Annotated in this window: 6 protein-coding genes and 1 pseudogene; 3 read left to right on the forward strand and 4 right to left on the reverse strand. The window is 70.5% G+C overall.

The features are described from left to right. Positions 1-656, reverse strand: a pseudogene (locus FMP39_RS36370) (hypothetical protein); the annotation flags it as partial. A gap of 44 nt (positions 657-700) precedes the next feature. Here FMP39_RS36370 and FMP39_RS36375 point away from each other — a divergent pair. Continuing rightward, positions 701-2,242, forward strand: a complete 1,542-nt coding sequence (locus FMP39_RS36375) for a bifunctional UDP-sugar hydrolase/5'-nucleotidase (RefSeq protein ID WP_141594536.1) — start codon at positions 701-703, stop codon at positions 2,240-2,242. A 92-nt stretch (positions 2,243-2,334) separates the two neighbouring features. Here FMP39_RS36375 and FMP39_RS36380 read toward each other — a convergent pair whose 3' ends face one another. Next, positions 2,335-3,810, reverse strand: a complete 1,476-nt coding sequence (locus FMP39_RS36380) for a hypothetical protein (protein ID WP_228558637.1) — start codon at positions 3,808-3,810, stop codon at positions 2,335-2,337. Between the two features lie 135 nt (positions 3,811-3,945). Between FMP39_RS36380 and FMP39_RS36385 the strand changes: the two genes are divergently transcribed. Next, positions 3,946-4,962 (forward strand): stage II sporulation protein M, encoded by a 1,017-nt coding sequence (locus FMP39_RS36385; RefSeq protein ID WP_141594537.1) that lies wholly within the window; start codon positions 3,946-3,948, stop codon positions 4,960-4,962. Continuing rightward, entirely contained in the window at positions 4,955-5,434 is a 480-nt protein-coding gene (locus FMP39_RS36390; protein WP_141594538.1) for an inorganic diphosphatase, read from the forward strand. The genes FMP39_RS36385 and FMP39_RS36390 overlap by 8 nt, the downstream gene beginning before the upstream one ends. Here FMP39_RS36390 and FMP39_RS36395 read toward each other — a convergent pair. Further along, positions 5,412-6,719 (reverse strand): DUF58 domain-containing protein, encoded by a 1,308-nt coding sequence (locus FMP39_RS36395; RefSeq protein ID WP_141594539.1) that lies wholly within the window; start codon positions 6,717-6,719, stop codon positions 5,412-5,414. The two genes, FMP39_RS36390 and FMP39_RS36395, sit on opposite strands and share 23 nt — an antisense overlap. Next, complete coding sequence (locus FMP39_RS36400; protein WP_141276963.1) at positions 6,716-7,702, reverse strand: MoxR family ATPase; 987 nt, start codon at positions 7,700-7,702, stop codon at positions 6,716-6,718. Before FMP39_RS36400 ends, FMP39_RS36395 begins: the two co-directional genes overlap by 4 nt. Positions 7,703-7,704 lie beyond the last annotated feature (2 nt).

Genomic DNA, 7,704 nt, shown 5'->3' on the forward strand with positions numbered 1-7,704 from the left:
GAGGAGGGGCTCGGGGCGGCGCCAGCCGTGTCGCCCGCTCCTGGCGGGGAGGGGACCACGTCCGCACTCTCGGGCTGCGCTAGGGGACTCGAGGGCGTCCCCTCGCCAGCGCGCTGCGCGGCGGCCTGCTTGCGCCGGGCGACCTGCGCGTCGATTTCCTGGAGGCGTTGGATGGTCTGCGCTTCAACCTCTTTCGCACGCTGGGTGGCAGCCGCGGCCTCCTGCTTGACGTGCTGGTCGACGAGGGCCTCGGCGACTTTTTGAATCCGCGCCGCCTTGGCGCGTGCTTCGGCTCGGGACTCCCGCTTGCTCGCGCTTTCCGCCGCTTCAGTTCCGGAAGTCATGCAACTCAAGGCCAATGCCAGAGCTGCAATGGATTGAAGAAACCCGACACGAATGTACTGTTTGCGCGCGACCGGGTCGCTCAGCAGCGCTCCACCGATGTGGAACGGCAGGCTCATGCCGTAGAAGAACTGGCGCAGGCGCCCTTCGGGCGGTTTCCGGTCTGTCAGTGAGAAGTGACGCGCACCCGCGCTTACCTCGCCCCAGAATTCGCGCGCCCGGGCCTCGCCCTGGCCGGCAAACCCCTGCTCTGTGTGCTTGTTAACCTTGCCTTCGGGTGAGGAACCACCGTGCCGCGTGTCGCTGTCTGCCACGTGTCTCAGCGTAGCACGAGCCGAGTTGTGCTAAAGGCGCACCTGTGAGCGCGAACCCCCTACGTCCTCGTCCCTTCCGCAAGCCGCTGTCCGGCGTGCTGGTCCTCGCCCTCGGTGCCGTTGCCGGTTGCGAGAAGAGCAATCCCACTCCTCCTCCGGCCGCCGCGCCGGAAGCCAAGGCTCCCGTTGCTCCTTCCGAAGTCACGCTGCTCGTGACGGGTGGCGCGTTCGGTCAGCTCCAGCCCTCCGAGGGCAAGGGCGGCGCGGCGGAGCTGCTCGGCCGCTGGATGGCCGATGAGAAGCACTGTCCCGGTCCCGTGAAGGAGGGCCAGCCTACGTGCGCGGACGCCAGCACGCTGGCGCTCGCCACGGGTGACCACTGGAACGGCCCGGCCATCTCCTCCTTCTTCCTGGGCACGCCCACGGCCGAGGTCATGGGTCGCATGGGCTACGCCGCCTCCGCCCTGGGCAACCATGAGCTGGCCTTCGGCAAGGAGGCCTTCCTCAAGAACCGCGGCGCGGGCGGCTTCCCGTTCCTCGCCGCCAACCTCAAGGTGAAGGACCCGGCGCTGGCGGGCGACCTGTCCATGCCGGCGTTCCAGATTTTCGAGCGCCGCGGCCTCAAGATTGGCGTGGTGGGTCTGGCGTCCGAGAAGACGGTCCGCACCGCCATGCCCGGCCGCGCGGATGGCCTGGAAGTGACGGGCTACGAGGAGGCGCTCACCACCGCCATTCCGGAGGCCCGCAAGGCCGGCGCGGACGTGGTCGTGGTGCTCGCCGACGAGTGCGTCACCGACCTGCAGCCCGCGGTGGCGAAGCACCCGGAGTGGAAGGTGGCGCTGGTGGCCGGTGGCCGCTGCGCGCAGCCCGTCGAGCTGAAGGACGGCGCGACCAGCTTCGTGTCGCTGGACCGTGGCTTCGGCAAGTACCTGCGTGCGCACGTCACCTTCGACCCGGCGAAGCCCGCGGGTGAGAAGCTGACCGGCCTGGAGACCAAGGTCGTCGAGGTGTCGGGCGGCGCTCCGGACGCGGAGACGGCGCAGCTGGTGGGCAAGTGGAAGACGCAGCTGGACGAGGTGCTGGGCCAGCAGATCGGCTTCTCCAAGGCCGGCATCCCCCACGCGTCACCCCAGATGGCGAAGTGGGTGGCGGGCGCGGTGCGCAACGTGCTGGGCACGGACGCGGCCGTCCTCAACAGCGGCGGCATCCGCGGCGATCTTCCCGCCGGTCCGGTGACGCGCGGCAGCATCTACTCGGTGATGCCCTTCGAGAACTCGCTCCTCGTCGTGAAGCTGAAGGGCGAGGACCTGGCCCGGCAGCTGGCCAACCCGAACGCGCTCGTCTCCGGCTTCACGGCCGCGGGCAAGGGCAAGTTCAAGGACGCCAAGGGCAAGGCCCTGGACCCGAACAAGGAGTACACGGTCGCCACGGTGGAGTACCTCTACTTCGGCGGTGACGGCTTCGAGTTCGAGAAGCTGGCCCCCGAGCCCACCGAGACGGGCATGGCGTGGCAGACGCCGGTGGTGGACTGGACCAAGGACCAGGCGAGCAGCGACAAGAAGCCGCTGGAGAAGCTGCTGAAGTAGTCCTCGCCGCCTGCTTCTGTCGGACCCCTGAAGCGCCGGAGGAGCCCACCTGGGCCCTTCCGGCGCTTCGTCATTTCAGCGGGGCCAGGGGCTCACGGCGTTTCCATGGCAGGCGCCGCCGTGGACGGGGTCGCCGCGGCGGGAGGGGCATCGGGCCCGCACACGGCCTGATAGCGGGCCAGCGTGTCGTGCACCGTCCGCCGCAGCCGCTGCGGCGAGCCTTCGTGGAGCATGTCCACCGCGAGCTGCTGGGCGTCCAGCGCCTCCGGGCAGCGACCGAGCTGGAACAGGAGGGTGGACCACGTGTCCAGCACTGACGCGTTCCCCGGCGCCAGCGACAGGGCCCGCTGCGCCGCCGTCAGGCCCTTCTCCGGCTGGGCCGTGCGCGCGTAGTAGCCGGCCAGTCCGTTCTGCGCGCTCACGCTGCCGGGCAGCAGCTCCACCGCGCGGAGCCTCGCGGCCTCCTGCTCCTCGGAGGTATTGCCCGCGGCGTCCAGCGCCTGTGCCATGGCGTTCCAGGCGTGCCCGCTGTCGGGGTGGTGCTCCAGCAGCTCCCGCGCCAGGGCGAGCCTGCGGAAAGGATCCTCCGTGGAGCGGATGCGCAGCAGCATGGCGTCCACGTTGCCGGGCTCCTCGCGCGTGGCCTCGGCCATCTCCCGTTCGATGTGGGGCAGCCGCTCCTCCATGGGGGACGCGCCCGGTGTCATCAGGAACAACTGGGCGCGGATGGCGTGGACCTCGGCCGCGCGCATGGGGCGCGTTTGCAGCGGGCTCGTCACGGGCGCCAACGGCGCGGTGATGGTGCGGTAATTCATGTGCCCAGGGCGGCGCACGTAACCATTCAGCTCGCCAGCCAGGTCCTCCTCGCCGCGGAAGGCGGCCTCGAAGGCTTGCCGGGGTTCCTCGCCCTGCATGAGGCGCTTCTGGAAGTCCTCGAAGCGCGCGCCGTGCCGGCTGATGAAGAAGTGCACCCACAGCCAGGAGGACGCGTAGTACTGCCGCGACTCGGCGGTGCCGAGCAGCCCCTTGCTGTCCCAATCCCAGAGCTCGTCGAGCGTGCGCCAGCCGTGCCGCTGCACCTGGTTGTAGAAGGCCCCGTGGATGTGCCCGAGGATGACCTCGCGCCGCTCCGGCCTGAGCGCGATGGTCTCCAGGTAGCTGGCCAGTCCTTCGGATAGCCAGCGGGGTTGGCGGACGAGCGCGAGCTCGGAGAGGTAGTGCGTCAGCTCGTGGGCCTGGGTGGTGATGTCCGCGGTGGCTTCGCTGAGCGCGTAGGCGTGCCCGGCCAGCACCAGCAGCGGGCCATCCTCCGTGTTGGTGGAGAAGCCTTCGATGCGGATGTTGGTGAACTCCTCCAGCGCGCTGCGGTTGTGGAGGACGATGATGTCCACCGTGCCCGGTGGGTCGAAGCTGCCGCCCCAGGCTTGCAGCAGCCCTTCGCGGAGCAGCTCCAGCTCCTGGGCCGCTTCCTCGGCCGTTTCCGTGTCCAGGTTGGTGCGGACGATGAAGTGGGGGCTGCGCACCTCCACCCAGGGGCGGCCTCCCTCCAGGGGACACAGGGCGCGCATGCTCGTGCATCCCGAAAGCAGGGCGAGCAGCCATCCCAGGAGCGCCATCCGACACGTCATGGTCCCGCGTTTTCCCACAAAGCTTCATCGGAGGGCAGGGTGGGCCGCCACGTCACTGGGGTAGAGTGCCGGCCCATGGAGATGGCGGAGTTCATCGAGTCCCGCAAGCCGCGCTGGGAGCAACTGGAGTCGCTGCTGGACCGGTCCGAATCCCACGGCCTGCGCGAGCTGAGCCTGGAGGACGCCAGGACGCTGGGCCGGCTGTATCGCGCCGTCTCCAGTGACTTGCTGTGGGTTCGCGCGCGCAGTGGCTCGGCGGACGTGAATGCCTACCTCAACGATTTGGTGGGGCGGGCGTACGCGCTGACGTACCCGGGCCGGCGTCCGCGCCTGGCGGACGTGTGGGGCTTCGTGGCCCGGGGCTTCCCCGCGCTGATGCGGCGCGAGTGGCGGATGTACGTGGCGTCGCTGCTGCTGCTGCTGGCGGGCGTGGGCTTCGGCTACGTGGGGATGATGGTGGACCCCGACGCGGCGCACTATCTGGTTCCCGCCGAGCACCTGAACCTGGACCCCGTCGAACGCGCGGCCAACGAGGCCGCGGGTGACGGCATGTCGGTGGGAGACCAGGCCCAGTTCACCACCTACCTCTTCACCCACAACATCCAGGTGGCCTTCCTGGCCTTCGCGCTGGGAATCACCGTGGGCCTGGGCACGGCCATCATGCTGTTCGTCAACGGCCTGTTCCTGGGCGCGCTCGCGCAAGTCTATGCGGCCAAGGGAATGGCGGGCTGGTTCTGGGCGTGGATTCTTCCGCACGGCATTCCGGAAATCACCGCCATCTGCATCGCGGGCGCGGCGGGGCTGGTGATTGCGCGGGGCATGGTGGCCCCACGAGGACTGCCTCGGGGGCAGGCGGTGCGACAGGAGGCGGTGACGGCGGTGCGGCTGCTGTTCGGCACGCTCGTCCTATTCGTGCTCGCGGGCTTCATCGAAGGCACAGTGTCGCAGATTCATCCGCCCAAGCTGTCGGTGGTGTTCAAGGTGTCCTTCGCGTTGACGGTGGGCGCGGGCGTGTATGCGTACCTGCTGTCGGACTGGCTGCGTGGGGGCCGCGCGGCGCTAGACGGCGGCGCTGAGTCCGCCCATGGATGAGCGCTTGTGGCTGCCTCCGCTTCCGAGTGAGCCGGAGGTCCTCATCGAGTGCCCGCGGTTCTCCTTCGTGAAGCGCCGCGCGGACGGGGCGGTGGACTTCGTGTCTCCGCTGCCGTGCCCGTACAACTACGGCAGCATCCCGGGCCTTGCGTCGGATGAAGGCGACCCGCTAGACGCCGTCGTGATGGGGCCCCGGCTGGCGCAGGGCCAGCGGCTGCGCGTGCCGGTGGTGGGTGTCATCGGCTTCGTCGACGCGGGGCGAGGGGACCCGAAGGTGGTGTGCGCCGCCGCGCCCCTGACGGACGCCGAGCGCGCGGGCCTGGAGCGCTTCTTCCGCGTCTACGCCCTCTTCAAGCAGGTGCTGCACCGCGTGCGAGGCAACGTCCCGGACACCCGCTTCATGGGGTGGTTGCCGCTGCCCGTCCCGGCGCCGGACGCGGCCCCGGAGGCTACAGCACGCCGCGCGCCTTGATGTCCAGGTAGCGGTTGACGGCGGCCAGGCTCAGCTCATCCGGCTGCACGTCGAGCATCTGCACGCCGCCCTGGCTCACCCGCGCCTTGAGCACTTCGCGGTCGGTGAGCAGCTCGGAGGCCACCGCGTGCTGGAAGGCCTCTTCCGGGTTGGGAGGCGGCGTGCGCAGCAGCTTCTGGAGCGCGGTGTCCTTCACCGAAAGGCACAGGGGGACATGGCGCCGTGCCAGGCGGTGCAGCGGGGCCACCATGGTGGAGGCCTGCTCCTCGTCCAGGAAGTCGGTGAAGACACACAGGAGGCTGCGGCGCGTGAGGCGGAGGTTCAGCTCCTTGAAGAGGGCCAGGTAGTCCACGTACGTGAGGCTGGGCGTGGTGCCGTAGAGCGTGTCGACAATCTTCCGGTACTGCGTGCGCCCGGCCGCGGGCGGCAGGTAGGCCTTCACGCCATCCGCGAAGACGGCCAGCCCCACGCGGTCGCCGTTGCGCACGGCCACGAAGGCCAGGAAGAGGGCCGCGTTCACCGCGTGGTCCAGCTTGGTGAGTCCGTCCACCTGCGCGGCCATGGAGCGGCCCGCGTCCACGCAGATGAGGATGGACTGCGAGCGCTCCGACTCCAGCACGCGCGTCACCGGCCGCCCACGCCGCGCGGTGGCCTTCCAGTCCACGTCCCGCACGCTGTCGCCCTGGGCGTAGTCGCGCAGGCGGGCGAACTCGCTGCCACGCCCGTCGCGCCGCAGCTGTCGCAGGCCCAGGTTGACCAGGTCCAGCGCCGCGCCCGACAGCAGCAGCCGGTTGGCGCCGCGCAGGTCCGGGTACACGGCGATGTCCTGCGCCGCGGGGAACACGCGCTCGTGGGACACCAGCCCCAGCGGCCCGCGCACGCGGACGTGCACGTCTCCAAATTGGAAGCGGCCGCGCTTCACGGGCGTCACCCGGTACACCCAGCGCGACTCGCTCCGCGCGGGCAGGTGCAGCGGGGCCTCGTCCGGCGTGGCGCCGAAGCCGTCCGGCACGTCGTCCCGGACGCGTACGTGGACGGCGCCGCCGCTCCGGTGAATCAGCCGCACCACCACCTTGTTGGCCACACCCACGTTGAGCCGCGCCGGCAGCACCCGGTGGACCTCCAGCCGGGCCCTCCGCGCGGTGAGCACGTCGAACACCGCCAGCGCCAGCACCAGCGCGTCCAGCGCGAGCACGGCGCCGCCAATGCCGGGGCTGAAGCCCGCCAGCATCATCGGCAGCGCGAGCAGCGCCAGCAGCACCCAGAGGCGCGGGGTGGGAATCACCGGGGGACCTCGACGCCGCGCACCACCTCGCGCAGCACGTCCGTCGGCGTGGCCCCGTCCAGCTCCGCGTCCGGCGACAGCAGCAGGCGGTGCTTCAGCACGGGCGCCGCCAGGAAGCGCACGTCGTCCGGGGTGACGAAGCCGCGCCCGCGCAGCGCCGCCAGGGCCTTGGCCGCCAGCAGCAGGTGCACGCCCGCGCGAGGCCCGGCTCCCAATCGAATGCGGCTGGAGGCGCGCGTGGCCGCCACCAGCTTGCGGACGTAGGCCAGCACCGGCGGCTCCACCGTCACTTCATTCAGCGCGCCGCGCGCGGCCAGCAGCCCGTCCTTCGTCACCGCGGCATTGACGCCCGCGCGTTGCAGGTCCCCCGAGTCGAAGCCCCGGTGCACGGAGGCCAGAATCGCGTCCTCCTCCTCCGGCGCGGGATAGCCCACCTCGATTTTCAGCAGGAAGCGGTCGAGCTGCGCCTCGGGCAGTGGATAGGTGCCCTCGGACTCCACGGGGTTCTGCGTGGCGAACACGGTGAAGAGCGGGGAGAGCGGCAGCACGCGGCCCTCCATGGACACCGAGCGCTCCTGCATGGCCTCCAGCAGCGCGGACTGCGTCTTCGCCGGGGCGCGGTTGATTTCGTCCGCCAGCAGCAGGTCCGTGAAGATGGGGCCGCGCACCAGCGTGAAGCCCTGCGTCTTCAGGTCGAACACGCTGGTGCCCAGGATGTCCGCGGGCATCAGGTCCGGGGTGAACTGGATGCGCTTGAACTCCGCGCCGATGCTGCGCGACAGGGCCTTGGCCATCAACGTCTTGGCCACGCCGGGCACGCCTTCCAGCAGGATGTGGCCGCCGGCGATGAGGCCACAGAGCATCAGCTCCAGGGCCTCGTCCTGGCCGACCACGGCCTTGCGCACCTCGGACAGCACGGCCTCGCGGATGGCGTGGGCGGCCTGCACGGCGTTACCAGCCGGGGCGGGGGAGGGGGCGGACAGGG

It is taken from the genome of Myxococcus sp. AB056 (assembly GCF_006547365.1).
In the GTDB taxonomy this organism is placed as follows: domain Bacteria; phylum Myxococcota; class Myxococcia; order Myxococcales; family Myxococcaceae; genus Myxococcus; species Myxococcus virescens.